The 21,544-nt window shown below is 65.1% G+C and carries 23 protein-coding genes and 1 tRNA gene; 16 read left to right on the top strand and 8 right to left on the bottom strand.

The window, feature by feature from the left end; all coding sequences use genetic code 11:
* Positions 1 to 33 precede the first annotated feature (33 nt).
* The 3 genes from ACE039_RS26750 to ACE039_RS26740 form a co-directional block, all read right to left on the bottom strand.
* Complete coding sequence (locus ACE039_RS26750) at positions 34 to 1,260, bottom strand: type II toxin-antitoxin system HipA family toxin (RefSeq protein ID WP_485823806.1); 1,227 nt, start codon at positions 1,258 to 1,260, stop codon at positions 34 to 36.
* Positions 1,260 to 1,673 (bottom strand): helix-turn-helix domain-containing protein, encoded by a 414-nt coding sequence (locus ACE039_RS26745; protein WP_485823805.1) that lies wholly within the window; start codon positions 1,671 to 1,673, stop codon positions 1,260 to 1,262. The genes ACE039_RS26750 and ACE039_RS26745 overlap by 1 nt, the downstream gene beginning before the upstream one ends.
* 256 nt (positions 1,674 to 1,929) lie before the next feature.
* A tRNA-Gly gene (locus tag ACE039_RS26740) sits at positions 1,930 to 2,003 on the bottom strand.
* Between the two features lie 185 nt (positions 2,004 to 2,188).
* On the opposite strand from ACE039_RS26740, the gene trmB reads away from it, so the two are divergent.
* From trmB to lysM, 5 genes are all read left to right on the top strand, one after another.
* Positions 2,189 to 3,001: a tRNA (guanosine(46)-N7)-methyltransferase TrmB gene (trmB, locus tag ACE039_RS26735; protein WP_448710569.1), complete on the top strand. Its 813-nt coding sequence runs from the start codon at positions 2,189 to 2,191 to the stop codon at positions 2,999 to 3,001.
* On the top strand, positions 3,001 to 3,942 hold the full coding sequence (gene pip / locus ACE039_RS26730) for a prolyl aminopeptidase (RefSeq protein WP_105557081.1): 942 nt from the start codon (positions 3,001 to 3,003) through the stop codon (positions 3,940 to 3,942). Before trmB ends, pip begins: the two co-directional genes overlap by 1 nt.
* Positions 3,943 to 3,953: 11 nt before the next feature.
* Entirely contained in the window at positions 3,954 to 4,154 is a 201-nt protein-coding gene (thiS, locus tag ACE039_RS26725) for a sulfur carrier protein ThiS (protein WP_006222389.1), read from the top strand.
* A 337-nt stretch (positions 4,155 to 4,491) separates the two neighbouring features.
* The gene (locus ACE039_RS26720) at positions 4,492 to 4,812 is read left to right on the top strand and encodes a hypothetical protein (RefSeq protein WP_105557082.1); all 321 of its coding nucleotides are present in this window, start codon (positions 4,492 to 4,494) and stop codon (positions 4,810 to 4,812) included.
* Positions 4,813 to 4,857: 45 nt separating this feature from the next.
* Positions 4,858 to 5,304, top strand: a complete 447-nt coding sequence (gene lysM, locus ACE039_RS26715) for a peptidoglycan-binding protein LysM (protein WP_105557083.1) — start codon at positions 4,858 to 4,860, stop codon at positions 5,302 to 5,304.
* A gap of 237 nt (positions 5,305 to 5,541) precedes the next feature.
* Here the strand turns inward: lysM and ffh are convergent, their stop codons facing one another.
* Positions 5,542 to 6,948, bottom strand: a complete 1,407-nt coding sequence (gene ffh / locus ACE039_RS26710) for a signal recognition particle protein (RefSeq protein WP_105557084.1) — start codon at positions 6,946 to 6,948, stop codon at positions 5,542 to 5,544.
* Between the two features lie 106 nt (positions 6,949 to 7,054).
* On the opposite strand from ffh, the gene ACE039_RS26705 reads away from it, so the two are divergent.
* The 4 genes from ACE039_RS26705 (at position 7,055) to ACE039_RS26690 (ending at position 9,460) form a co-directional block, all read left to right on the top strand.
* A complete protein-coding gene (locus ACE039_RS26705; RefSeq protein WP_105557085.1) occupies positions 7,055 to 7,897 on the top strand; it encodes a cytochrome C assembly family protein in 843 nt (280 codons plus the stop codon).
* A 1-nt stretch (position 7,898) separates the two neighbouring features.
* On the top strand, positions 7,899 to 8,165 hold the full coding sequence (locus ACE039_RS26700) for a PP0621 family protein (RefSeq protein WP_105557086.1): 267 nt from the start codon (positions 7,899 to 7,901) through the stop codon (positions 8,163 to 8,165).
* Between the two features lie 76 nt (positions 8,166 to 8,241).
* Positions 8,242 to 8,820 carry a 1,6-anhydro-N-acetylmuramyl-L-alanine amidase AmpD gene (ampD, locus tag ACE039_RS26695; protein WP_105557087.1) on the top strand — a complete coding sequence of 193 codons (579 nt, stop codon included), beginning with the start codon at positions 8,242 to 8,244 and terminating at the stop codon, positions 8,818 to 8,820.
* A 19-nt stretch (positions 8,821 to 8,839) separates the two neighbouring features.
* Entirely contained in the window at positions 8,840 to 9,460 is a 621-nt protein-coding gene (locus tag ACE039_RS26690) for a glutathione S-transferase family protein (protein WP_105557088.1), read from the top strand.
* Between the two features lie 6 nt (positions 9,461 to 9,466).
* On the opposite strand, the gene ACE039_RS26685 is transcribed toward ACE039_RS26690, so the two are convergent.
* The 3 genes from ACE039_RS26685 to ACE039_RS26675 are packed head-to-tail and all read right to left on the bottom strand — an operon-like array spanning position 9,467 to position 12,970.
* Complete coding sequence (locus ACE039_RS26685; RefSeq protein ID WP_448710575.1) at positions 9,467 to 10,426, bottom strand: tripartite tricarboxylate transporter substrate binding protein; 960 nt, start codon at positions 10,424 to 10,426, stop codon at positions 9,467 to 9,469.
* Positions 10,427 to 10,467: 41 nt separating this feature from the next.
* A complete protein-coding gene (locus ACE039_RS26680) occupies positions 10,468 to 11,490 on the bottom strand; it encodes an NAD-dependent epimerase/dehydratase family protein (protein ID WP_485823804.1) in 1,023 nt (340 codons plus the stop codon).
* 4 nt (positions 11,491 to 11,494) lie between these two features.
* Complete coding sequence (locus tag ACE039_RS26675) at positions 11,495 to 12,970, bottom strand: aldehyde dehydrogenase (protein WP_485823803.1); 1,476 nt, start codon at positions 12,968 to 12,970, stop codon at positions 11,495 to 11,497.
* 101 nt (positions 12,971 to 13,071) lie between these two features.
* Between ACE039_RS26675 and ACE039_RS26670 the strand changes: the two genes are divergently transcribed.
* Positions 13,072 to 14,016 carry a LysR substrate-binding domain-containing protein gene (locus ACE039_RS26670; RefSeq protein ID WP_485823802.1) on the top strand — a complete coding sequence of 315 codons (945 nt, stop codon included), beginning with the start codon at positions 13,072 to 13,074 and terminating at the stop codon, positions 14,014 to 14,016.
* Positions 14,017 to 14,022: 6 nt separating this feature from the next.
* Here ACE039_RS26670 and ACE039_RS26665 read toward each other — a convergent pair whose 3' ends face one another.
* On the bottom strand, positions 14,023 to 14,844 hold the full coding sequence (locus ACE039_RS26665; protein ID WP_105557131.1) for an IclR family transcriptional regulator: 822 nt from the start codon (positions 14,842 to 14,844) through the stop codon (positions 14,023 to 14,025).
* A 254-nt stretch (positions 14,845 to 15,098) separates the two neighbouring features.
* Here ACE039_RS26665 and ACE039_RS26660 point away from each other — a divergent pair, with 254 nt between their 5' ends.
* The 6 genes from ACE039_RS26660 to ACE039_RS26635 all read left to right on the top strand — a co-directional run bounded on the left by ACE039_RS26660 (position 15,099) and on the right by ACE039_RS26635 (position 21,536).
* Positions 15,099 to 16,124 carry a 2-dehydro-3-deoxygalactonokinase gene (locus ACE039_RS26660; protein WP_310032079.1) on the top strand — a complete coding sequence of 342 codons (1,026 nt, stop codon included), beginning with the start codon at positions 15,099 to 15,101 and terminating at the stop codon, positions 16,122 to 16,124.
* A gap of 9 nt (positions 16,125 to 16,133) precedes the next feature.
* Positions 16,134 to 16,787 carry a 2-dehydro-3-deoxy-6-phosphogalactonate aldolase gene (locus ACE039_RS26655; RefSeq protein WP_485823801.1) on the top strand — a complete coding sequence of 218 codons (654 nt, stop codon included), beginning with the start codon at positions 16,134 to 16,136 and terminating at the stop codon, positions 16,785 to 16,787.
* Complete coding sequence (gene dgoD / locus ACE039_RS26650; RefSeq protein ID WP_105557095.1) at positions 16,784 to 17,932, top strand: galactonate dehydratase; 1,149 nt, start codon at positions 16,784 to 16,786, stop codon at positions 17,930 to 17,932. The genes ACE039_RS26655 and dgoD overlap by 4 nt, the downstream gene beginning before the upstream one ends.
* A 25-nt stretch (positions 17,933 to 17,957) precedes the next feature.
* On the top strand, positions 17,958 to 19,268 hold the full coding sequence (locus ACE039_RS26645) for an MFS transporter (RefSeq protein WP_088590806.1): 1,311 nt from the start codon (positions 17,958 to 17,960) through the stop codon (positions 19,266 to 19,268).
* A 172-nt stretch (positions 19,269 to 19,440) separates the two neighbouring features.
* A complete protein-coding gene (locus ACE039_RS26640; protein WP_485823800.1) occupies positions 19,441 to 20,151 on the top strand; it encodes an ABC transporter ATP-binding protein in 711 nt (236 codons plus the stop codon).
* Positions 20,148 to 21,536, top strand: a complete 1,389-nt coding sequence (locus ACE039_RS26635; RefSeq protein WP_485823799.1) for an ABC transporter permease subunit — start codon at positions 20,148 to 20,150, stop codon at positions 21,534 to 21,536. Before ACE039_RS26640 ends, ACE039_RS26635 begins: the two co-directional genes overlap by 4 nt.
* The last annotated feature ends 8 nt before the right edge of the window (positions 21,537 to 21,544 follow it).

The raw sequence follows: 21,544 nt of genomic DNA, 5'->3' as shown, positions 1-21,544 counted from the left end.
TTGTAAGCATCCAACCCATCTTCAGTGCCGGAACTATTCAAATGCTGGCTCAAAATCCACCAAATCCGTTCCCCGCATGCCCAACCCCTTGGCCACCATGCGCCAGCTGTCCAAGGCCTGAGCGACCTCCGCCCAGATGGCAGCGGCTTCATCCGCATCCAATCTGAAGTAACCCGCGCCCTCCATCAGCATATCCCGGCTGTCAATCGATCCGGAATCCTCGGTCAACCATGTTTTGCTCTCGCGGCGATCGCCAGGCATCGGATTGAGGTCGAACGCCGGCGACAGACGCCACCCATGGTTGCGCGCGTCATACAAAAACCCGGTATTACGCAAGTGGTCGTCGGTATTGCAGATCAGAAAATTGAAGACCAAACGGCGCCACAACTCGTGCATGTCGGCAATCGGGTTCGCACCCTCCTGCAGCAGAGCATCCACCAGTTCCGTATACGCATGCGTCGAGCCACGGCCATCAGACTGCAGCATTGTCGCCGCCGATATATAGGGAATACGGCCACCATCGTCGGTACGGTCGAAACGACGAATGATGGCGACTGCCGTCCCATTGATCAATTCCACACGCGCCCTTGCCACTTTGATGCCCGCCTTGGCTGCAAGATGCATGGCCAATACCTCGCCTCGAATGACGTCGCGCTGATCCGCCTGGCTAGGGAACTTACCCAAGGCCAGACGACCGTCCGTGTCTCGAACGGTCGACTTGGGCCGGGCTCCCCCCAGCGAGGTACCTAGCCCAAGCAGATATTGCAGGTCCTGGGTGCTCTCCGTGCCCTTCTCCAGCGCGTGGGCCGCTTGCAAAACCTTGCTCAGCTCTACCAACGGCGGCACCTGCCAATGCGCTCCGCCAGAGCGCAAATAGACGTTGGCTTGAGGATCAAAAAGACGCAGCGCGCCGACACGGGCCTCGTCATCCACCCACATCAAGAAGTCGACAAGCTCCAGCGCAGGCGTCTCACGATCTTGCTGCCGAAACTTCGCATGCGCACGCCGAATCACGCGTTCACCCCACGAGTCCGGCGCAGTGTCCTCCAGCGCGCGGAAGAATACCTGCTGAGGATATTGAGCACCCAAGACTGGCAGCAGGTCGGACGATAGCGTAAAGAACCTTGAATCCCGCAACCAACGCTCGTCGTAACTGAACGCGCTGCGCTTACCGCTATCCAGATGAAGCCGCCCGACGACTTGGCCGCTTGAACCCAGATGCACTTCCAGATCCTGACGTTTGGAAGACTTGATAGCCATCAAAAACCCTCCAGCTCATCGCCGTCATCAGCGGTGCGCTCTTTGGTAGTCGCGGGACGATCAGTTCGCGGTTTGCTGCCGCGAGACATCCGGACCCGTTGCGGCAACAGTTCCCGCACCAGTTCCATCCCCAACACGTCATTCTCCATTGCCATCACATCGACCACAGCGTCAAGACGGCCGAGGACCTGCAGCGCCCGCAGGAAGGTGTGCAAGGCTGTGCCGGGATAACCGTCTTCCATGCGTCTGACGGTACTCAGTGACGTGCCGATACGCTGCGCCAGGTCTTCCTGGCTCAATCGGCGCATACGACGTGCAGTCGAGATGTCCTGCCCAAGTCGGTGCAGCGCGCGTTCAACAGGCCGCGGCAATGCCACCTGTGCGCCAGAACGTCTTTGCTCGGAAGATGGCATGCTGACACCCGTTCAGATATGCATTAAATCGACAACTAAGAGTTCATATTTGAACACATTGGCGAAATTATGGGCGGCCCAATATTATTCGCATAACACGTCATATATAGACACTTATACGCCAATTAAATTCATATTTGACGCTATACGAATAGACCGATGCCGTATCTGCGGTCGGGCTGCGTATCGTGTGCGCGCTAACGCCGCCTGCGCGGTCGAACACCATGCGCATCTTCGGGCGAGTGAGAGTCTTGATTGGAGCGGGTGAAGGGAATCGAACCCTCGTATGAAGCTTGGGAAGCTGCCGTTCTACCATTGAACTACACCCGCTCGGGTGTCGTGCCGCGGCGCAGGGCCGGAGCAGAGCCGATGATTATAGCGCGCCTTTTTTTGGATTCCAGAGGGATTTTCGGCCCCGTCGCGGATCGTTCCGTTGGCTGCGGGATAAATACGTCCCTAATTTAGTCCTTCAGGCCGACTCCGCCCCGCCGCACCTGCCACTACAATTCGGGGCTATGAATACGAACAACCCCGCGGACAAGCCCGCGACGCCCCCCGTGAATACGCCCGACACGACCGCCGACTCCGCTGCGCAAGCCCCCGTTTCCCCGGAAACGCAGGCCGCGCTGGCCAGTACCGCCCACGCCCCGAACAGCCCGGGCGCCACGCACATCCGCAGCTTCGTGCATCGCCGCGGCCACATCACGCAGGGCCAGTTGGCCGCGCTGGAGCGCCTGATGGGCCAATGGTCCATCCCGTACGCCCCCCGCCGCCTGGACCCCGCCGCCGCATTCGGCCGGCAGGCGCCGACCGTGCTTGAGATCGGCTTCGGCATGGGCGAGACCACGGAAAAGATCGCGCTGGCCCGCCCGGACGACAACTTCCTGGGCGTGGAGGTGTTCAACGCCGGCGTCGGCTCGCTGCTGCGCCGCATTGAAGATTCCAACATCCCGAACCTGCGCATCATCCAGCACGACGCCGTTGAAGTCGTTCGCGACATGATCGCGCCGGATTCGCTGGCCGGCGTGCATGTGTACTTCCCGGACCCATGGCCCAAGAAGCGCCATCACAAGCGCCGCCTGCTGCAGCCCGCGTTCGTGTCGCTGCTGGCCAGCCGCATCGCGCCGGGAGGCTACATCCATTGCGCCACCGACTGGGAAGACTACGCGGTGCAGATGCTGGAAGTGCTTAGCGGCGAACCGCTGCTGGCCAACACGGCGGACGGCTACGCGCCCCGCCCCGATTACCGCCCCTTGACCAAATTCGAGACACGCGGCCTGCGTTTGGGCCACGGCGTCTGGGACCTGATATTCAAGCGAGTCGCCTAATGCTCTATCCGCCGATCGAACCGTACCGCCACGGCATTCTGGACACCGGGGACGGCCACCAGATCTATTGGGAAATGTCGGGCAATCCGAACGGCAAGCCCGCCGTCTTCCTGCATGGCGGCCCGGGCAGCGGTTGCTCGCCCGTGCATCGCCAGTTGTTCGACCCGCAGCGCTACAACGTGCTGCTGTTCGATCAGCGCGGTTGTGGCCGCTCCAAGCCGCACGCCAGCCTGGACAACAACACGACCTGGCATCTGGTGTCCGACATCGAGCGCCTGCGCACCGAGATCATGGGCGCGGAAAAGTGGTTGGTGTTCGGCGGATCCTGGGGCTCGACCCTGGCGCTGGCTTATGCGGAAACGCATCCGTCGCACGTCAGCGAAATGGTGCTGCGCGGCATCTTCGGCCTGCGCCGCGCGGAAATCCAATGGTTCTACCAGGAAGGCGCGTCGTGGCTGTTCCCGGACCGCTGGGAAGAGTATCTGGCACCCATCCCTGAAGCCGAGCGCGGCGATCTGGTAGCGGCGTACCACAAGCGCCTGACGGGCAATGACCCCGCCGAGCAACTGCGCGCGGCCAAGGCGTGGAGCAAGTGGGAAGACAGCACCATTACGCTGCTGCCCAGTCCGCGCCACCAGCAGAGCCATGCCGCCGACCGCGCCGCGCTGGCCTTTGCCCGCATCGAAAACCACTACTTCGTGAACGCCGGCTTCATGGAAGAAGGCCAGCTGATCCGCGACGCGCACAAGCTGCGCGGCATTCCCGGCACCATCGTCCAGGGCCGCTACGACGTCTGCACGCCCGCGCGCACCGCGTGGGACTTGCACCGCGCCTGGCCGGAAGCCGATTTTCATCTGGTGCCCGACGCAGGGCACGCATTCGATGAGCCCGGCACGCTGGCGCGCCTGATCGGCGCCACCGACGCCTATGCGAAACAGTGAGGAGACCTGATATGCACATCACCCTGAACGGCGACGCGCGGGAGTTCCCGCTGGACACGACCGTCATCGAACTGCTTCAAACGCTGGGCTATGCCGGCAAGCGCGTGGCCGTGGAGCGCAATGGCGAGATCGTGCCCAAGAGCCAGCACGAGCAAACCACGTTGACCGACGGCGACCAGATCGAAATCGTGGTGGCGGTGGGCGGAGGCTGATTCCGCACCGCATTGCCCGGGCGGCTGCCAAACACCGGACGCAAACAACACGACACAACGCGAAGGGCCGCTGATTCAGCGGCCTTTTGCTTATGCGTTTTCGATCACGTCCGGATGCATGGCGCCTTGCGCCCGAGAGAGTTTGCGTCTGTCGCCCGGTGCTGCCTGCAAACTGACGAGCATTCTTGCGTAGTCTGCCAGTGGGCTAGCAACCTGTTACACGTTAACCCCTCGTCTGCGAGCAAGTCCGCGAGTAATAATCGTTGCTGCTGGCGTTGTTACGTTGTCGTGTTGTTGTTCTAGCGTTGCACATCGCCCCATGGGGCAAGGAGGCATCATGAACACCGCGGTCATCATCAATCTTCTCATCCAGCTTGTGGCTGGCGCAGCCGGTGGCAATGGACTGGGGAAAATGCTCCAGCAGTTCAACCTGGGCCCGCTTGGAAACACCATCGCAGGAGCCATCGGCGGTCTGGCAGGCGGGTCGTGGTTGGCGCCCATGATCACGGCCGGCGCGGGAGCGGCAGCAACGGCAGGCAGTACCGGACTGGATCTTTCAACGATCGCCGGCGATGTAGTAGGCGGCGGTGTCGGTGGCGCCGTGCTGACCTTGATCGTCGGAGTCGTGCGCAAGATGCTGGTGGGCCGCGCGCCCTGAAGGCACTTCTGGTTTTCTCACCGCAACATAGATAAAGGAAACACTATGGGTCTGCTCAATTTCATCAAGGACGTTGGGGAAAAGCTCTTCGGCGCCAGCGAGGCCAAGGCCGCGACGGCAGACGAGTTGAAGAAAGAGCTGGATAAGCACGGCCTGAACGCAGACGGCCTGCAAATCACGGTGGATGGCGACAAGGTCACGGTGGCAGGCGAAGCCCTCAGCACCGAAGACGCCGAGAAAATCTCCCTGGCGCTGGGCAATACCGTCGGCGTCGCAGCGGTCGACAACCAGCTGAAAGTGAAGCAGGCCACGCCGGAAGCCAAGATGTACACGGTGCAAAAGGGCGACAACCTGTGGAAGATCGCCGAAGCGCAATACGGCAAGGGCCAAGGCGCCAAGAATTCGCTGATCTTCGAGGCCAACAAGCCGATGCTGACCAGCCCCGACAAGATCTACCCGGGCCAGGTGCTGCGCATCCCGCCCTTGGCGTAAGCCGCAACGCAATCCAACAACCCGGGAAACACCCATGCGTTTTCCGGATTGTGTCGCGGCAAGGCGCCCCCTGCCTGCCGCGATTGCTTGGCCAGACGCAACGTCTGGCCATTTTTTTTGGCAGGCAGCGCACGCAGTGCGCGCGCCGTGGGGCATCTTTTCCCGCCGGGCCGCCCCAAGGGAAAAGCGCCCCCTTGGGGGGCAGGAAGCGCACGCAGTGCGCGCGCCGTGGGGGCATCACTTCATGCCGAAGCGGCCCAATCCCTTCATGCCGCCCATCGCGCGCATCATCTTGGCCATGCCACCCTTCTTCATCTGCTTCATCATCCCCTGCATCTGCTCGAACTGAGCCAGCAAGCGGTTGACTTCCTGGACCGGCACGCCGGAACCGGTCGCGATGCGGCGCTTGCGGGACGCCTTGATCAGTTCGGGTTTGGCGCGTTCGGCTGCCGTCATGGAATTCAGGATGCCTTCGGTGCGGCGCAACTGCTTTTCCGCCTGCCCGCCCTGCAACTGACCGGCTGCCTGCTGGAACTGGGCCGGTAGCTTTTCAAGCAACGAACCCATGTCGCCCAGCTTCTTCACCTGGCCAAGCTGATCGCGGAAATCGTTCAGATCGAACTTGTTGCCCGATTTGATCTTCGCCGCCAGCTTCTGGGCTTCGGCGATATCGATGTTCTTCTGCGCCTGTTCGACCAGGGAAACGATGTCGCCCATGCCCAGCACGCGTTGCGCCATGCGGTCGGGATAGAACGGCTCCAGGCCGTCCAGCTTTTCCGAGACGCCAACGAACTTCAGCGGCTTGCCGGTCACGTGGCGCACCGACAGGGCCGCGCCGCCGCGGGCATCGCCATCCAGCTTGGTCAGCACCACGCCGGTCAGCGGCAACGCATCGCCAAAGGCGCGCGCGGTGTTGACCGCGTCCTGGCCCTGCATGGCGTCCACGACGAACAGCGTTTCAACGGGCTTGACCAGGTCATGCAAGGCGCGAATTTCGCGCATCATGGCCTCGTCGATGCCCAAGCGGCCGGCCGTGTCGAGGATCAGCACGTCGTAGTGGTGACGCTTGGCATGGTCCACCGCGCCGCGAGCGATGTCTTCGGGCTTCTGGCTGGGGTCGGACGGCAGGAAGTCCACGCCGACCTGCGCCGCGACGCTCTTCAACTGGTCGATAGCGGCCGGACGGTAGACGTCGGCGGACACCACCAGCACTTTCTTCTTGCCCGTCTTGCGGCCGTGCTGCGTGTGCTGACCTTCGGACAGCCAGCGGGCCAGCTTGCCGGTGGTGGTGGTTTTACCGGCGCCCTGCAGGCCGGCCATCAGGATGACGGCGGGCGGCTGCACGGCCAGCGACAATTCGTTGGAATCGGCGCCCAGGTCGCCGCCCATCAAGGCGGTCAGTTCCTTGTGGACGACGCCCACCAGGGCCTGGCCCGGGCTGAGGCTGCCGGCGACTTCTTCGCCCAGCGCCTTGTCCTTCACGCGGGCGACGAATTCGCGGACGACGGGCAACGCCACGTCGGCCTCCAGCAACGCCATGCGCACTTCGCGCAGCATCTCCTGGGTGTTGGCCTCGGTCAGGCGGGCTTCACCGCGCAGCGTCTTGACGACGCGCGATAGGCGTGTAGTTAGGTTATCGAGCATGAGAGGCGTTTCCGCTTAAACTAGTTGATTGAACGGTGGCCGCAGGCGCGGATTCTGCGCTTTCGGGTGACATGCACCCCAAGGCCCCATCCAGACAACGGTTTCTATGTCACTAGGCATTGTATTTCACACAGCGGCTGCCTTGGCCTACGCAGTGCTAGGGGGGTCGCTTTGGATCCGCCTGGCCGGCGCCGGGGAAGTCGAAAAGACGGGCAAAATCGCCCGTCTGTGCCTGTTGGGGGCCCTGGTTCTCCATGGAATCGGCCTGCAACAGGCCATGCTGGGCGCCCAGCACCTGTTCATTGGGTGGGCACTTGCCCTGTCGGCGGCCATCTGGCTGGGCATGGTGGTGTTCTGGCTGGAAAGCCTGCTGGTGCGCATCGACGGCCTGCAATTGCTGCTTTTGCCCGCCGCGGCCATCGCCAGCGCCCTGGCGGCCGTGTTCCCGCAGGGGCAATTCGTGCCCCACGCCGACGACGCCTGGCTGCGCGTCCACCTGCTGATCGCGTTGGCCGCCTACGGCCTGATCACCATCGCCGCCCTACACGCCATGATGATGGCCCTGCTGGACCGCCACCTGCACCGCCCGCTGGACGCGCCCACCGAACGCAGCATCATCGGCCGCGTGCTGGACTCTCAGCCGCCGCTGCTGGTGCAAGAGCAACTGCTGTTCCGTATCATCTGGATCGGTTTCGTGGTGCTGACCCTGGCCGTGGGCTCCGGGTCGGTCGCATCCATGAAGCTGACCGGCAAGATCCTGCCGTTCGACCACAAGACCGTCTTCACCCTGCTGTCCTGGCTGACGTTCGGCGTGCTGCTGGCCGGCCGCCACGTCTGGGGCTGGCGCGGGCGCGTGGCGCTGCGCTGGACGCTGACGGGCTTTGGTTTCCTGATCCTGGCGTATACCGGCAGCCGTTTCGTGCTGGAAATGATTTTGCATCGAGGCTGACGTGGGCAAGTTGCTGTTTTGGGTGGTTCTGATCATCGCGGTGCTGTTTGTCGCCCGTATCGCCGCGCGCATGGCCGCGGCAAAGCAGGCTGGCGCACAGCCCCAAGCCCGCCGCGGGCGGCCGGGGCCGGCCGCCCCCAACCCGGCCACGCCGGAGTCCATGGTGCGTTGCGCGCACTGCGGCATTCACCTGCCGCGCTCCGAAGCCATGCTGCAGAACGGCCTGACGTGGTGCAGCGCCGAACATGCTGCCCTAGGCAAAAAGTAAGCCCCCACTCCCGATTTGGGAGGCAGCGGCAGCCACGGCATAATGCCTGTTGGATTCACCACGCATGTTCTCTCCCATGGCTCTGCTTCTGAATCGACATGGCTGGCTGGCGCCGGCCCCGGGTGTCACCCTCCTGCCTTCGCCCAACCGCGACGCGCGCCCTGCTGGCGCCCAGGTCTCGCTCTTGGTGCTGCACAACATCAGCCTGCCGCCCGGCCAGTTCGGCGGCCCCGAAGTTGCCGGACTATTCCTGAATACGCTGGACCATGCTTCGCACCCCTGGCTGGAACGCCTGCGCGGCTTGCGTGTGTCGGCCCACTTTTTCATCCGCCGCGACGGGCGCATCATCCAGTTCGTATCCACCGAGCAGCGCGCCTGGCACGCTGGCGTGTCGCGCTTTGGCGGGCGCGAACGCTGCAACGACTTCTCCATCGGCATCGAACTGGAAGGCACCGACACCCTGCCCTACGCCGATGAACAGTATCTGGCGCTGCGCAGGCTGACGCCGGTATTGCGGGCGCGCTACCCCCTGGCCGCGGCCTGGGGCCACGAACACATCGCCCCGGGGCGCAAGACCGACCCCGGACCTGCTTTCAACTGGACGCGCTTTTCGCGCGACAGCGGCTTTGCGCGGCGGCAGTTGCCGCCCGTCTGACACAACTCAAGGACTGGATATGTTGAAGATCTGGGGACGCCTGACTTCCGTCAACGTGCAGAAAGTGATGCTGGCCGTGCGCGAGCTGGCGCTTCCGCACACCTTTATCCAGGCCGGCGGGCCGTTCGGCGTGGTGGACACGCCGGAGTTCGCCAAGCTGAATCCCAACCGCACCGTGCCGGTCATCGATGACGGTGGCTTCGTGCTGTGGGAGTCCAACGCCATCGTCCGCTACCTGGCCGCGCGCTATGGCGTGGGCACGCTCTGGCCCGAAGACGCGTGCATGCGCGCCGATGCCGACCGCTGGATGGATTGGCAGACGACGGAATGGCAAGGCGCGATGGTCCCGGCATTCCTGGGCCTGATCCGCACGCCGGAAGACAAGCGCGACGCCGCCGCGATCGAACAGTCGGTCAAGCGGTCGAACGCTCGCGCGTTGATCCTGGACCAGGCATTGCAGGGCCGCGAGTTCATCGCGGGCCGCCATCTGACCATCGGCGACATCGCGCTGGTCAGTTCCGCGCACCGCTGGCTGGCGCTGCCAATCCAGCGCCCCGACACGCCGGCGCTTTCCGCCTGGTACCGTCGCGTCATGATGCGCCCCGCCCCGCAAGGCGTGCTGACGCTGCCGCTGGAATAACCGGTCTTATTCGACCCAAGGCGTTTTCGCCCAGATCTGCCGCAAGCGCGCGTCGTCGCCCTTCAGCCGCTCTTGCCACTGCGGCCCGTCCACGTAGTCCATTTCGGTGAATTGCTGCTTCATCTGGGCCTGGAAATCCGGATTGGCGGCAACCTTGCCCAACGCGCGGCGCAGCTTGTCGGAGACTTCGGGCGGCAAGTCCTTCGGCGCGACGATGCCGCGCTCCGACGCGAACACCAGGTCCACGCCCAGTTCCTTGAACGTTGGCACATCGGGACCCAAAGGCGACCGCTTGTCGCTAGCCTGCGCCAGGACGCGCATGTTCTTGCCGTGATACGGCATGACCTCGCCCAGGTTCAACCCGCCAATGACGGTGTGCCCGCCCAGCACCGAACTGCGCAGCGGCCCGGCGCCGTTGTAAGGCACGTGGTTCAGGCGCGTGCCGGTCAGCGACTGAAACAGCACCAGCGCCAAGTGGTCGTCGGTGCCGACGCCGGTGGACCCGTAGCTGATCGAGCCGGGCCTCTCGCGGGCGGCGGCGATCAAGGCGTCCAGGGTTTGATAAGGGCTATTGCTGGCGACGCTGAACGCGCTGGGATCGCGCACCAGATTCGCTAGATACGTGAAATCAGTGGTGGCGAAGCCCGCCTTGCGCTCGATCGGCAGGGACACCAGCCCCGGCATGTTGGTCATGGCGAGCGTGTAGCCGTCGGGCTTGGCGCGCGCCACATAGGACAAGGCAATGGCGCTGGACGCGCCCGGCTTGTTCTGCACCACCACCGTGGTGCCCAGCTCCTTTTCCAGGAATACCGCCAGCGAACGGGCCGTAAGATCCGTGCCGCCGCCGGGCGCGAACCCGACGATCAGTTCAATCGGATGATCGGGCCAGGCCCACGCTGGCATTGCCGCGCACAAGCCGGTCATGGTCAGCGCGGCGCAAGCCGCCGCCTTGCGTATCAAGAACATGGTTGTCTCCTCGTTATTTATTTTTTAAGTGCCGCGGCGGCTCAAGCGGACGCTTGCGCCTCGCGCCAGGCCAGCAGGCGGGCCACGCCTTCCGCCATGCCCACCTTGGGTTCCCAGCCGATGTGTTGTCCGGCGAGGTCATGCGGAATGTGGAACGCGCCGCCGGAGGTCAGCCGCACCGTACCCGGCGGGTCCGGCTTGATTTCGGGTTGCAGGTCGCTCTTGCAATAGTCCAGCACCAGGCGCACCAGTTCGCCGGTGGTGATGGGCGCGGGGCCTGACACATTCACCGCCACGTCCGTGGCCGCGCTTTGAAACGCGGCGACATTGGCGCGCGCCACGTCCGACACGTGCACGAAATGCTTGGTGTCCGTGCCGTCGCCAGGCAGCACCGGCCGCTCTCCCTTGCGCACGCGATCATAGGTTTCCATGATGTATAGCGAGTTGGCCGCGCGGTAGTGCTGGCGTTCGCCGTAGACGGTGGAATACCGCAGCACCACGTAGTCCAGCCCGGCCTGCTGGTAATACTGCCGGCACAACTGTTCGCCCATGATCTTGGACGCGCCGTACAGGATGGCGGCCGGCGGCGCGCCCACGGAATGGAAGGGACCGTTTTCGACCAGCGCGCCCGCGATGCCGCTGCCGTAGCCGTAGACCGCATTGGAAGACGCGAAGACAATCTTCTTCACCTTGTTCACGCGGCAGGCTTCCAGCATGTTCTGCGCGCCGCGGATATTCACGTCGACGGCCTGCCACGGGGTTTGGGCAAAGCCCAGCGTCATGTAGGCGGCCAGGTGCAGCACGCCGTCCACGCCTTCGGTCGCCGCCAGCAGATCCGGCAGACGCATCAGGTCCCCGCGCACGACTTTCACGCGCGGATTGCCTTGCAGGTGGGCGATGGCCTCGGGCGTGCCGAAGGCAAAGTTGTCCAGCAGAATCACTTCACGCACGCCGGCGGCGAGCAGCGCGTCGGCGGTGTGCGAGCCCACCAGGCTGGCCGCGCCGGCAATCAGGATGCGGGATTCGTTCAGCGGCAGCGCCGCGCTTGTCTTGTCGGTCTTCATGTGTTCACAGTCCCATGGGTTTGTCGTGCAGGCCCCAGTACAGGCTCTTGACCTGGCTGTAGAGGCGCAGGCCGTGCAGGCCTTTTTCGCGTCCGATGCCGCTGGCCTTGAAGCCGCCGAACGGTGTTGCGATATGCGATTGCTTGTAGGTATTGATCCAGATGGAGCCGGCTTCGATCTCGCGCGCCACGCGCCAGGCGCGGGCGTAGTCGCCCGTCCACATGCCGGCCGCCAGGCCGAAGGCCGTGTCGTTGGCCTGGCCGATGACGTCGTCTTCATCCTCGAAAGGCAATGCCACCAGCACGGGCCCGAAGATCTCTTCCTGGCAGACGCGCGCCTGGTTGCCCAGGCCATCGATCACCGTGGGCAGGTAGAACCAGCCATTGGCCAATTCCGACTGCGCCGGCGCCGCGCCGCCCACCAGCACGCGGCCGCCTTCGGCGCGGCCGATGTCCACATAGCCCGCGACCTTGTCACGATGCGCCCGGGACACCAGCGGCCCCATCTGCGTGGCCGGGTCGTCGGGCAAGCCGACGCGCACTTGCGCCGTGCGCGCCACCAACGTTTCCATGAAGCGCTTGTAAATGGACTTCTGCACGAACAGGCGGGACCCTGCGACGCAGCTCTGCCCGGCCGACCCGAATATGCCGGAGATCACGCCGGCCACGGCGCGGTCCAGGTCGGCGTCGTCGAAGACGATGTGCGGTGATTTGCCGCCCAGTTCCAAACCCACCGGGATCAGGCGCTGACCGGCGATGCCGCCGATGGCGCGGCCGGTTTCCGTTCCGCCGGTGAAGGACACCATGCGCACGCCGGGGTGCTTGACCAGCGCCGCGCCCACGTCTTCCCCGTGGCCCGGCAACACGGTCAACAGGCCATCGGGCAGGCCGGCCTCGGTGCAGATGCGCGCCAGTTCCAGCGCCAACTGGGGCGTCTCTTCAGACGGCTTGATCAACACGGCATTGCCGGCGGCCAAGGCCGGCGCGGCCTTTTGGGCCTCGTTCATGATGGGCGAGTTCCACGGCGTGATCGCCGCGACCACGCCGAACGGCTCGGCCAGCGCCATCGAAAAGTACTCGCCGCGCGGCGACGTCATTTCGTTCTGCCAGGTCTCGCACACGGCGGCGTAATAGCGGAAATGCCCCGCCGCGCTATCCACCATGTTCAGGCATTCTTTCCAGGGCTTGCCGCTGTCTTGCATCTGCAGACGGGCCAGCGGCTCACGTTCGGCCGACAGGCGTCGCCCGATCTCGTATAACGTCGCCGCGCGCTGGTCCGGACGCAGCTTGCGCCAGGGCTGGCGCAAGAAGGCATCCTGCGCGATGGCAACGGCCGTGTCCACGTCTTGCGGCAACGCGCGCGTGACGATGCCGGCAATGCTGCCGTCGGCAGGATTGATGGAAGTGATGACGGCGTCGCCGTCTTGGCTGCGGCGCCAATTGGCGCCCAGTCGGAATGGCTTATGGCTAGATGCGTCCATGGCGTCTGTCGAATCCGGAAGGTTCTTCGGTAGACGCCATCATGGTCGGGACCATTCTTAGACACAAATCGATATTTCTGCCCTATTCTTAGCCCATGGCTATGAATATCAAATACCGCCCGCTCAAGGCTTTCCTGCTGGCGGTGGACAGCGGTTCCTTCACGCATGCCGCCAATCAGCTGGGCGTGACGCAACCGTCGTTCACCGCCCTGATCCAGGACTTGGAAGACGTGCTGGGGTTGCGCCTGTTCGAACGCACCACGCGCAGCATCAGCCTGACCTCCGCCGGACAGGATTTCCATTCCCGGGTACAGCGCCCCATCGCCGACCTGGAAGAGGCTTATCGCGGCCTGGCCGACCTGGCCGCCATGCGACGCGGCAACGTCGCGCTGGGCGCCCTGCCGTCGACCGCGCTGACGCTGCTGCCCGCCACCGTGGGCGCGCTGCGCAAGGCCCATCCGGCCTTGAAAGTGCGCGTCGTGGAAGCGCACAACGACGAGCTGGTGGCCCTGCTGCGCACCAATCAGATCGAGTTCGCGGTGGGCGCCCTGGCCGAGCCGGCCCCCGATCTTGCGTTCACGCCATTGACGGAAGATTGCTTTTGCGCGATCTATCCCGCAGGCCATCCGCTGGGCAAGCACAAGCGCACGCTGCATTGGCGCGACGTGCTTCGCTATGACTTGATTCTGCTGTCGCAAGGGTCCAATGCGCGCCAGCAATTCGACCGCGCGGTGCGGGACGAGGTCGGCACACCAGCCACGGCGCTGCGCTACGACGTCACGAACATGGGCACGGCGGCCGGCATGGTGCGCCAGGGGCTGGGGGTCAGCGTGCTGCCTCGCCTGGCGTTACCCGAACTGAACCTGACCGGCCTGCGCTGCACCCCGTTGGGCGATGCGTCCGCACGCCGGTACATCGGGCTGCTGCATCGGCGCGACCGCTCGCTATCGCCCGCCGCGCAGGCGCTGGTTGCGCAGCTTGAGACGGTCATTGCCGGCATCGCGCCGCAACTGCTGCCGTTGCCGCCGCTGGCCCCGGCCCGCTAGATCGCGTCAGCCGCGGTCCACCTTCCAGCCCATCTCGGCAGAAATACCCGCGGCTGCGCCCTGCACCACCGCGACCATTTCGCGCATGCGTTCCAGCGACATATACGGCACGGTGCTGGACACGCTGATGGCCGCCACGATGCCGCTGGAGGCGTCGCGCACAGGCGCGGCCACGCAGCGGATCGAGGGTTCGTTGTCTTCGAGGTCGAACGCATAGCCCTGCGCGGCGTATTCGCGCATGCGGTCGCGGAATGTCTCCCACGTCTGCGGCCCGCCAGGCGTGCGCGACGACACGGGCGCGCCGATACGGTGCAACGCCTTCCATTGCGGCTCTTCGGTATCCAGCAGCAGCGCCTTGCCCACCCCGGTGGCGGCCAGCGGCATGCGATGGCCCACGCGCGAGCGCATTTCCAGCCCCTTTTTGCCGGGGATCTTTTCCAGGTAAAGCACTTCGTCGTTGTCGCGCACAGCCAAGTGAATGGTGTCGCCCGTCAGTTCGGCCAAGCTGTCCAGGTACGGCCGCGCCAGCGTCGCCATGGGAAACGCTTCGCGCGCCTGGAAGCCCAGTTCAATCAGCTTGGGCCCCAGCACGTAGCCCACGCCGGGCAAGGCGCGCAGATAGCGCTCTTGGACCAGGCAACTGGCCAGCCGGTGCGTGGTGCTGCGCGCCACGCCGATACGGGCGCAGATCTCTTTCAAATCGCGTGCGCCATCGGCCACGGCCTGTACCACGGCCAGGCCGCGCATCAGGGTTTGCGTGCCGGCGGGCGCGGCGGCGTCGGGGTCCAGCGAGGGGGAACGAACGGAAGACAGAGCAGCAGAGGTCATGAACGTGGGCAAAGACAGCAAAGGCGGCGGAATTCGATCGCACATCATAGTCCATGCCAACTCAAATTCCCTGTATGTGGGATTTAATTCTATATTTTGAGATTTTTCAAGCACTGATCTAGAATTTTTCGCAACGCGCGCCCCTCGCCTCATGGCAGCCGGCGCGTTCGACAACAAGGTCCGCAACGTCCCGCTGCTCCGCGCGCCACGCGCGATCCGCAGCCGGCATTGCGGCCGGAGACGAGACAGATCAGATGACTACCGGATCGCCCGCCCGCGCGGCGCTTATCGCGCTGGATTGGGGCACCTCATCGTTGCGCGCCTACCGCCTGGATGCCAAGGGCCGCACGCTGGACACCCGCCACCTGCCCTGGGGCATCATGCGCTTGCCGCAACCCTTGCAGGACGGTGCCGCCAGCACCGCCCTGTCCGGCTTTGACCTGGCGTTCGAACAAGCCTGCGGCGACTGGTTGCGCGCCGAGCCCGCATTGCCGGTGATCGCCTGCGGCATGGTCGGCAGCGCGCAAGGGTGGAAGGAAGCCGCCTACCTGGATGTGCCCGTCGATCTGGAACGCATCGGCACGCTGCTGACGAAGGTCGAACGCGGCGACGCGACGCCCGTGCACATCGTGCCCGGCCTGATCCAACGCCACGGCTTGCCCAACGTGATGCGCGGAGAAGAAACGCAGGTCTTCGGCGTGATGTTCGACCAGGTCGGCGCGTCCGACCCGCACGCGACGGAAAGCGTGCTGATCGGCTTGCCCGGCACGCACTCAAAATGGGTTAACGCCCGCCGCGGCCGCGTCACGCATTTCGACACCTTCATGACCGGCGAGGTCTACGCCGCGCTGCGCGGCCACACCATCCTGGGCCGCACGATGAGCGAAGCGCCCGCCGCCGACATGGCCGCGTTCGAGCGCGGCGTGAAAGTGGCGGGCGCCCCCGCCGGACGCGCGGGCGTGCTGTCCACCATCTTCAGCACGCGCGCGCTGGGCCTGACCGGCGAACTGCCGTCCGCCTCGCAAGCCGACTATCTGTCAGGCCTCTTGATCGGCCACGAAGTCGCCGCGCTTGCCGAGATGCTGCGCCAGCAAGGCGAACCGCTTCGCATCGTGCTGTGCGGCGATCCGGCGCTGTGCCAGCGCTACATCGTGGCCATGCGCCACTACGGCCTGGGCACGCCCGAACAGGCCCAGAACGCGACCGAACGCGGCTTATGGCATCTGGCGGTCTGCGCCGGACTGGTCGCCTCGGAAACCCCTTCTTCGGCATCCGTCTAGGAGCTCAACATGAACCATCCCGGTCTGCAAACCGCCATGGCCCACTGCGGCCTGATCGCCATCCTGCGCGGCATCAAACCCGCCGAAGCAGAGCCCATCGGCCTTGAACTCTATCGCGCGGGCTTCCGCCTGATCGAAGTGCCGCTGAATTCGCCCGACCCGTTGGACAGCATCCGCGCGATGCGCGCGGCGCTGCCTACCGATTGCCTGATCGGTGCGGGCACCGTGCTGAACCCCGACGACTGCGCCCGCGTCCAGGACGCAGGCGGCGAGTTGATCGTCATGCCGCACAGCGATGCCGCGGTGATCCGCGCCGCCAAGGCGCTGGGCATGGCGTCCTGCCCCGGGGTCGCCACGCCCACGGAAGCCTTCGCCGCGCTGGCCGCCGGCGCCGACGTGCTGAAGATGTTCCCCGCCGAACAGCTGGGCCCCGCCGTGCTGAAGGCCTGGCGCGCAGTGATGCGCCCGCCGATCGCGCTGGTGCCCGTCGGCGGCATCACGCCCGACAACCTTTCCATTTACGCCCAGGCGGGCGCCAGTGGCTTCGGCCTGGGCTCCGCCTTGTACAAACCCGGCCTGTCGGCCACCGAAGTCGGCCAGAACGCGCGCGCATTCATTGCGGCCTGGCAACGCGCCTATCCCGTCCAGGAGACCCAAGCATGAAGATCACCAAGCTCACCACCTACATCGTGCCGCCCCGGTGGTGCTTCCTGAAAATCGAAACGGACGAGGGCATCGTCGGCTGGGGCGAACCCGTCGTCGAAGGCCGCGCCCATTCGGTGGCCGCCGCCGTTGAAGAACTGTCCGACTACCTGATCGGCAAAGACCCGCGCAACATCGAAGACCACTGGACGGTGCTGTACCGCGGCGGCTTCTACCGCGGCGGCGCCATCCACATGAGCGCGCTGGCCGGCATCGACCAGGCACTGTGGGACATCAAGGGCAAGCACCTGGGCGTGCCGGTGTCGCAATTGCTGGGCGGCAACGTCCGCGACCGCATCCGGGTGTATTCGTGGATCGGTGGCGACCGGCCGGCCGACACCGCGGCCGCCGCCAAGAGCGCCGTGGACCGCGGGTTCACCGCCGTGAAGATGAACGGCACCGAAGAACTGCAATACATCGATTCGTTCGACAAGGTCGAGAAGTGCCTGGAGAACGTGGCTGCCGTGCGCGACGCGGTGGGGCCCAATGTGGGCATCGGCGTGGACTTCCACGGCCGCGTGCACAAGCCCATGGCCAAGGTCCTGATGAAAGAGCTGGACCCGTTCAAGCTGATGTTCATTGAAGAGCCTGTGCTGAGCGAACACTACGAAGCGCTGAAGGAACTGGCGCCGCTGACGTCGACGCCGATCGCGCTGGGCGAACGCCTGTTTTCCCGCTGGGACTTCAAGCGCGTGCTGTCCGAAGGCTATGTGGACATCATCCAGCCCGATCCCTCGCACGCCGGCGGCATCACCGAAACCCGCAAGATCGCCGCGATGGCCGAGGCCTATGACGTGGCGCTGGCGCTGCACTGCCCGCTGGGCCCGATCGCGCTGGCCACGTGCCTGCAGATCGACGCCGGTTGCTACAACGCCTTCATCCAGGAACAGAGCCTGGGCATCCACTACAACGCCGCCAACGACCTGCTGGACTACGTCAGCAACCGCGAAGTCTTCGCCTACGAAGACGGCATGGTCGCGATTCCGCAGGGCCCGGGCCTGGGCATCGAGGTCAACGAGGAATACGTGAAGGAACGCGCCGCCGTGGGCCACCGCTGGCGCAACCCGATCTGGCGCCATGCCGACGGCAGCTTCGCCGAGTGGTAACCGGATAAAAAGAGAGGAGACACCCTTGTCCACCGCCACCCACGCGGGCCTGCAAAGCGCCCAGCGGCCCACCCGCAGCCGCTACCTCATCATGGTGATGCTGTTCATCACCGTCGTCATCAACTATCTGGACCGCAGCAACCTGTCCATCGCCGCGCCCGCCCTCAAGGACGAGTTCGGCCTGGACACGGTGCATGAAGGCCTGATCCTGTCCGCCTTCGGCTGGACCTACGCCGCCATGCAGATCCCCGGCGGCTGGCTGGTCGACCGCGTGTCGCCCCGCGTGCTGTATGCCGCCGCACTGATCCTGTGGTCGGCGGCCACGTTCTTCATGGGATTCGCCGGCAGCTTCGTCATCCTGTTCGTGCTGCGCCTGGCCGTCGGCGCGCTGGAAGCCCCGGCCTACCCCATCAACAACCGCGTGGTCACGACCTGGTTCCCCGAAAAGGAACGCGCCACCGCCATTGGCTTCTACACGTCCGGCCAGTTCGTCGGCCTGGCGTTCCTGACGCCCGTGCTGGCCTGGCTGCAGCACCACTACGGCTGGCACATGGTGTTTGTCAGCACGGGGTTGCTGGGCATCGTCTGGGGCGTGCTGTGGTACCTGATCTACCGCGAGCCGCGCCAGTTCAAGGGCACGAACGCCGCCGAGATCGAACTGATCCAGCAAGGCGGCGGCGTGGTCGACCTGGACCGCAACGCCCGCGCCAAGAAGGCCCCCTTCGACTGGAACGACCTGGCGCTGGTCATGACCAAGCGCAAGCTGTGGGGCGTGTACCTGGGCCAGTTCTGCCTGACCTCCACGCTGTGGTTCTTCCTGACGTGGTTCCCGACATACCTGGTGAAGTACCGAGGCATGGATTTCATCAAGTCCGGCTTCCTGGCGTCGGTGCCGTTCCTGGCGGCATTCGTCGGCGTGCTTTGCTCCGGCGTGCTGTCCGACTTCCTGATCCGACGCGGCGCCACCGTGGGCTTGGCGCGCAAGTTGCCAATCATCCTGGGCCTGTTGATCTCGACGTCGATGATCGGCGCCAACTTCACTGATTCCACGCCGTGGGTCATCTTCTTTTTGGCCGTGGCCTTCTTCGGCAATGGACTGGCGTCGATCACGTGGTCGCTGGTGTCGACGCTGGCGCCCGTGCGGCTGTTGGGCCTGACGGGCGGCGTCTTCAACTTTGTCGGCAACCTGTCGTCGATCTGCACACCCATCGTCATCGGCTTCCTGGTGTCGAAAGACAGCTTCGCGCCGGCGATCGTGTATGTATCGTCGCTGGCCTTGCTGGGCGCGCTGTCGTACATCCTGCTGGTCGGGAAAGTGGAGCGGATCGAGGCCTGACCCGCCCTGCCGCCGTTTCCGTCCGAAGTGGGCGCCCGCAAGGGTGCCCATTTTTTTTGCGTATTGGCCGGTGACATGCGTTGCGATTCGGCATGACGCTGTCGGGCTCTTCTGTTTTATTGTTATGATATAACGTATCAATAATGACACTTGAACCCAGGAAGGACCCGCCGTGCTCGAAGCCATCGGCCTGACCAAACGCTACGGCGACCAGATCGCGCTGCATCCGCTGGATCTGCGTATCGAGCCGGGCGAGATCTATTGCCTGCTCGGCGCCAACGGCGCGGGTAAGACCACCACGATCAACCTGTTCCTGAACTTCATCCAGCCCGACGGCGGGCAGGCGCTGATCCATGGCCTGGACGTGGTGCGCGAGCCCTTGGCCACCAAACAGCACGTGGCGTACATCCCGGAACAGGTGAACCTCTACGGCACGCTGACGGGGTTGGAGAACCTGCGCTACTTCGCCGCGTTGGCCTTGGGGCACGCCCCGCCGCGCGACCGCCTGATGGCGCTGATGGACGAAGTGGGGCTGGACGCCGCCGCGGCGGACAAGCGCGTCGCGGCGTACTCCAAAGGCATGCGCCAGAAGGTCTGGATCGCGGTGGCGATGGCCAAGAACGCCCGCGCCCTGCTGCTGGATGAGCCGACGTCCGGCCTGGACCCGTCGGCAGCCGCCGAGTTCACCCGGCTGCTGCAGCGAGCCAGCGAATCCGGCGTGGCGATCCTGGCCACTACCCACGATCTGTTCCACGCCCGGCAAACCGCGACTCGCGTCGGCATCATGAAGCGCGGCCGCCTGGTCGACAGCCTGGACAGCCGGCAGATCGGCGCCACGGACCTGCAGGCCCTGTACCTGGACCACATGAGGGCCGGCGCATGATCCTGCTGATCGCGATCAAGGATCTGCGCGAACGCCTGCGCGACGGCAGGCTGTACTGGGCGGGCGGCATCGTTGCCTTACTGCTGCTGACGGCGCTGGCCGTGGGCTATTCGCACCAGCAGGAGGCGCGCGCCGAGCAGGCCGCCGCGCAGAATGCCGACTACCGCGACTGGCTGCGTCAGGGCGCACGCCACCCGCACGACGCGGCGCACCAGGGCATGCACGTTTTCAAGCCCGAAGCCGCACTGTCATTGCTGGACCCCGGCATCAATCCATACATCGGCAGCACGGTGTGGCTCCAGGCCCATCGTCAAAGCGAAGTGAAGTTCCGGCCCGCGCAGGACGCCACTGGGCTGCAGCGCTTTGGCGACCTGTCGGCCGCCTGGATCCTGCAGGCGCTGGGACCGCTGCTGGTCATCGTATTGGGATTCAACGCCTTTTCGGGTGAGCGCGAACAGGGCATCCTGCGCCAGACGCTTAGCCTGGGCGTTGCCCCGTGGCGCCTGTTGTGGGGCAAGGCGGCGGCGCTGGGCATGAGTCTGGGGCTGTTGCTGGCGCCTGCGGCGCTGATCGCGGCAGGCGCCGTCTGGATCGCCGGCGGCCGTGCCGACGCGCTGTTCCGGTTCGCGGCGCTGGCATCCGGTTATGCACTGTATCTGGCGGCCTTCGTCTTCATCACCCTGGGCGTGTCGGCGGCCGCGCGTTCGTCCCGCATCGCCATCACCCTTTTGCTGGCCATCTGGATCGCCAATACCGTCGTGGCGCCCCGCGTGATGGCCGAGCTATCGCGCGCGCTGTACCCCAGTCCGACACGGCTGGAATTCAACCAGGCGTTGAACGCCGACCTGAAGGCCACGTCCGACCGCGTGTGGATGCAGGCGTTCGGCACCACCGAACGCTGGAGCCGCGACGTGCCGCTGAACCAATGGGGCCTGGCCCTGAAGCTGGACGACCAGTCCAGCTACGCCGTCTACGACCGCCATTTCGGCGGCTTGTGGGATACGTGGGAACGGCAACAGACAGTGCAGGAAGGGGCGGGATGGCTAATGCCCATGTTGGCCATTCGCGCATTTTCGGCCGCCATGGCGGGGACGGATTTCGCGCATCACCGGAACTTCACCGTGGCGGCCGAACAGCAGCGGCGCGTCATCCAGGACATCGTCAGCGAAGACCTGGTGCAGCACGCCGACACGCAAGACCACGCGCACTTTTCGTATCAGGCCGACCCCAAACTCTGGGCGCGCGTGCCTGAATTCCAGTACCAGACGCCGACCGCCGGCTGGGCGCTGCGGCGCGGCGCCATGGGCCTGCTGATGCTCTGCGCCGGCCTGCTGCTGAGCATCGCCTTCGCGTGGCGCGCGGTGGCCCGGCAGCAACCCCTGTAGGAGCTTTT

The organism is Achromobacter maghribensis (assembly GCF_057334215.1).
The sequence above is the reverse complement of the archived record's forward strand: the minus strand, read 5'-3'. Positions and strand labels throughout refer to the sequence as shown.

Coding starts and splice junctions, on each gene's coding strand:
- ACE039_RS26750 (WP_485823806.1), bottom strand. CDS start 1,260: ATGGCTATCAAGTCTTCCAAACGTCAGGATCTGGAAGTGCATCTGGGT.
- ACE039_RS26745 (WP_485823805.1), bottom strand. CDS start 1,673: ATGCCATCTTCCGAGCAAAGACGTTCTGGCGCACAGGTGGCATTGCCG.
- trmB (WP_448710569.1), top strand. CDS start 2,189: ATGAATACGAACAACCCCGCGGACAAGCCCGCGACGCCCCCCGTGAAT.
- pip (WP_105557081.1), top strand. CDS start 3,001: ATGCTCTATCCGCCGATCGAACCGTACCGCCACGGCATTCTGGACACC.
- thiS (WP_006222389.1), top strand. CDS start 3,954: ATGCACATCACCCTGAACGGCGACGCGCGGGAGTTCCCGCTGGACACG.
- ACE039_RS26720 (WP_105557082.1), top strand. CDS start 4,492: ATGAACACCGCGGTCATCATCAATCTTCTCATCCAGCTTGTGGCTGGC.
- lysM (WP_105557083.1), top strand. CDS start 4,858: ATGGGTCTGCTCAATTTCATCAAGGACGTTGGGGAAAAGCTCTTCGGC.
- ffh (WP_105557084.1), bottom strand. CDS start 6,948: ATGCTCGATAACCTAACTACACGCCTATCGCGCGTCGTCAAGACGCTG.
- ACE039_RS26705 (WP_105557085.1), top strand. CDS start 7,055: ATGTCACTAGGCATTGTATTTCACACAGCGGCTGCCTTGGCCTACGCA.
- ampD (WP_105557087.1), top strand. CDS start 8,242: ATGGCTCTGCTTCTGAATCGACATGGCTGGCTGGCGCCGGCCCCGGGT.
- ACE039_RS26690 (WP_105557088.1), top strand. CDS start 8,840: ATGTTGAAGATCTGGGGACGCCTGACTTCCGTCAACGTGCAGAAAGTG.
- ACE039_RS26685 (WP_448710575.1), bottom strand. CDS start 10,426: ATGTTCTTGATACGCAAGGCGGCGGCTTGCGCCGCGCTGACCATGACC.
- ACE039_RS26680 (WP_485823804.1), bottom strand. CDS start 11,490: ATGAAGACCGACAAGACAAGCGCGGCGCTGCCGCTGAACGAATCCCGC.
- ACE039_RS26675 (WP_485823803.1), bottom strand. CDS start 12,970: ATGGACGCATCTAGCCATAAGCCATTCCGACTGGGCGCCAATTGGCGC.
- ACE039_RS26670 (WP_485823802.1), top strand. CDS start 13,072: ATGAATATCAAATACCGCCCGCTCAAGGCTTTCCTGCTGGCGGTGGAC.
- ACE039_RS26665 (WP_105557131.1), bottom strand. CDS start 14,844: ATGACCTCTGCTGCTCTGTCTTCCGTTCGTTCCCCCTCGCTGGACCCC.
- ACE039_RS26660 (WP_310032079.1), top strand. CDS start 15,099: ATGACTACCGGATCGCCCGCCCGCGCGGCGCTTATCGCGCTGGATTGG.
- ACE039_RS26655 (WP_485823801.1), top strand. CDS start 16,134: ATGAACCATCCCGGTCTGCAAACCGCCATGGCCCACTGCGGCCTGATC.
- dgoD (WP_105557095.1), top strand. CDS start 16,784: ATGAAGATCACCAAGCTCACCACCTACATCGTGCCGCCCCGGTGGTGC.
- ACE039_RS26635 (WP_485823799.1), top strand. CDS start 20,148: ATGATCCTGCTGATCGCGATCAAGGATCTGCGCGAACGCCTGCGCGAC.